This window comes from Cryomorphaceae bacterium (assembly GCA_007695365.1).
GTDB lineage: Bacteria > Bacteroidota > Bacteroidia > Flavobacteriales_D > SKUL01 > SKUL01.
In genome coordinates, this window is the sequence record REDV01000001.1 from 1 (window position 1) to 3,215 (window position 3,215).

Annotated in this window: 3 protein-coding genes; all 3 read right to left on the reverse strand. The window is 44.9% G+C overall.

Annotation, left to right across the window (positions count from 1 at the left end):
• Positions 1–497, reverse strand: a 497-nt coding sequence (locus tag EA392_00005) for a hypothetical protein (GenBank protein ID TVR42804.1), incomplete at its 3' end; no start/stop codon positions are given.
• A complete protein-coding gene (locus tag EA392_00010; GenBank protein ID TVR42805.1) occupies positions 494–1,867 on the reverse strand; it encodes a phage portal protein in 1,374 nt (457 codons plus the stop codon). The genes EA392_00010 and EA392_00005, both read right to left, overlap by 4 nt.
• Before the next feature lies 1 nt (position 1,868).
• The gene (locus EA392_00015; GenBank protein TVR42806.1) at positions 1,869–3,077 is read right to left on the reverse strand and encodes a PBSX family phage terminase large subunit; all 1,209 of its coding nucleotides are present in this window, start codon (positions 3,075–3,077) and stop codon (positions 1,869–1,871) included.
• Between the last annotated feature and the right edge of the window lie 138 nt (positions 3,078–3,215).

Below are 3,215 nucleotides of genomic sequence, written 5' to 3' on the forward strand. Positions count from 1 at the left end.
AAATTATCCATCTGACCCTGCAAAGAAATTATTTCATCTGTGATCCGTTGCGCTCCCCATCCGTTCTCGGCTCCGGCCCGTATTGCTTTCTGTGCGTTGCTCTGAATACCTGAGAACATGGCGCGGGTGGTGTTCTGTATAAGGTCGCCGCATTCCGTGTCCACGTATTGCAACAACTTTTGCAGCCATACGCTCCGGCGCAAAGTATCGTTTATGTCTTTTTTTGCATAGTTTTTTTCTGAACCCTTCAGGTGTCGATAATGTTTTTCAGCAAATGCCATCCCGGTATCCTGATATATTTTATACCAAGCGTCCCAAACTTTCTGCTCATCGAAGGTAAAGTTATTCACAATCGTTTCAATCTCAGTTGCGCTGTCTGTGTTGGCTAACGACCGTTTCAAATCAGCACGAATATCACGAAGCATAGTGTTTAACAAGCGCTGTGCTTTGCGTATGTGGCTTACTCTTAGCCGGTCTATTTGTCTCCAGTTCATCATAACTCCGGTATATTATCAAAACTTGTGTCAAAGTCCATTCCTAACGGTATTTGTCCCGTGTTTTGGTACAGCCGATCAGCCGCCATGTCTTCGTAACGGTCGTATTGCGTGGCGGTTCGCTTCTCATTCGCTGTTACCCAATCCATTCCTTGCAATGTCCGGCTCAACTTCTCCAGGTCTTCCTGTAGTTCTGGAATCGCCATTAAATCATAATCAATATAATACTCCTCGCCAAAATGGTAGGTAAATTGCGAATTAAGCAAATCACGGAAATCATTCACATCAGGAATCACCGATTGCGTCACCAGTGATTTAATCGCGTTGTCCATGTTGTTCAACGTACTTGCTTCATTACTTATTAATGCAGGGTGTACACGAAATATTGCACAAATGTCTTCCTTATTCATTGACCTTGCTTGCAACGCTCCGAGGTCAACCGGAGTTTCACCGATTTTAAGCCAGTTCAATGGGGCCCGGTTAAAAGCTACATCGTTCTTCGCTTTTGGGCCTTTGTTCTTTTCCCATGATTTTTTCAACCGTTCGCCCTGCTCCTGCGTGAAATCTATATCGGTATGTTGCGTTCCGGTTATGATGCCTTTCACCCCTTCATTAATGAATGCGTGTAATTGTGCATCAACCGCGGCGTTATCACCGGCGATCACGCGCGCGGCGGCTTTAAGTGGTGGCATTCCGTATAAACTACGCCCGTCTGGTGTCCATTGCGGATTGGGGTACTTCCAGTGAAGTATGTTTTCTTTCGGTAATATTTCCTGTGTCACTTCGTCAAGCCTGTAGCCCAATATCGGCTCTAAGTACGTGCCTCCAACTATTCGCGTTTTGTCGCCCGGTAAGATGTGCAGCCCTATCGGTTTGCGTGTTGCCGGATTGAAAACCATGTATAAATAGCTGTTTCCGGTCGTGTCGCGGTAAATCATCATTGTTTCGATGATGGCCGCCCAGCTTTCATAGGCATTCGGATTTTCTAACAGTTCGTTCAGTTCCGTGCCTTCTACTTCTTCCAACCCTGAGTTTTTCAGTTCGATTGCGGTCTTTAGATTGAAGTCTTTCGTCCCCAATGCTTTGTACTGCCTTTGCTTCTGCTTGTTCTTCACACGGTACACCAGCCACTGAAGCGATTTTGCGACTGAAGCCCGGCGGTTGATGATTGAATAAACTGTGCTGTTGTAACTGTATGCGTATTTGATGTAATCTTCAAAGCGTTCGTAGGTAGGTACGTGAATCCGCGATTGCAGATATTTGTAAAACTGTTTTGCGAATCGTTCCCAATCCTGATTATTCTGCATGGCCGCGTCAAACTTCTGTTGCATGTCGGCCAATTCCTTTTTTATGTTGCTTGCGAAGAATTGCATCTTATAATGTCCAGTTAGTTGCTTTTTTTCTTATAATAGGCGTGATAGCATAGCCAATTGCATCGATGCAGTGATTATGCTTATCAACAATATCAGGTAAAACGTCCTGTGTGCGCTTGTCAACCTTATAGCTGTATAGCCTCATTTCTTCAGCAGTATGTTTGCAATCAGGATGAATTATAATTCTTTCAAAGCTACGCAAAAAACTAATACGATCTTCAACGCATCCGGGCCATTTTTCAGCCGCTTCGATCCTGAACCCTTTGTTCTTCACAAAGCTAATCATTTCCGGTCTTGCATTATCTGCGCGAATCACGTAATTTTTAGACTCCGGTATATTGCTAAAGAGCCCTGGCGTGTCGTCAACTTCGCAACCAACCTTATAAGCCTCTGACCGGATGTATATCGTTTTGTCTTTGATGTAAATTTTGATTAGTGTGGTCGGGTCAACCGAAAAACCCCAGTCTGCCCCGAACATAGGAGCTCCGAAAGTGCTATCGATGTCGAATGATTCTACTGAATACTTGCCCGCGAATATTTGTGCCTCTGAATGTGCCCGAACGTTACCGAGCCAAATGTGACTGTATGCGTCGTAATCAACCTTTTTCAAATATTCAGCTTCTTCAATTAACTCCTGAGTCCGGTCTGGATTGTCCAGGTAGGTAACGAATTTCAAACAGGTGTTTGGCGGGGTGTTATCAACAAACCGAACATAAACCGGGTCTGTTTTTAAATCGGGATTGAAGGAGATATAAATTTTACTTCCAGGCTTGCGGATGGTGGGAATCAATATCGACCACGACCGCTCTGATACACTGTGCGCTTCTTCTACCCAGCAGAAGTCGACGCCTTCAAATGATTTTATACTGTCTATTGTCATGCCGTTTAAGCCTTTGAAAACGAACTCACTGCCATTTTTTCCGATGATTGTGGTTTTCTGCACTTCAAACAGATGCGAAACGCCCATCAGTTCTATCTGATTTGCAAGCAGTCGCAACACTGAGTCCCCAATGCTGTTTTGAATTTCGCGGGTGCACAATACCAGAACTTTTTTTTGTATTGCTTCGCTGATTAGTGCCCTCGCAAATTCCCAGCTTTTACGCCCACCACGGCCCCCGTAAAAAACCTTATACCTGCAATTGTAGTCCGGGTCTGCCGGGTCATGCAGGGAGGTAAAATCTTCGGTGGTTTCGTAGTTTAACGATCTCATTCTTTGCGCTTTATCGTTACATTTATCTGTGATATAGCCTGTCCATCTGTTGTGTGGTCAATAAACTGTTTCGACTTCCCAAACCCCCGATCCAATAACTCCTGAGCCGCCCTTACGTCACCCTTTGCAGCCTTCGCC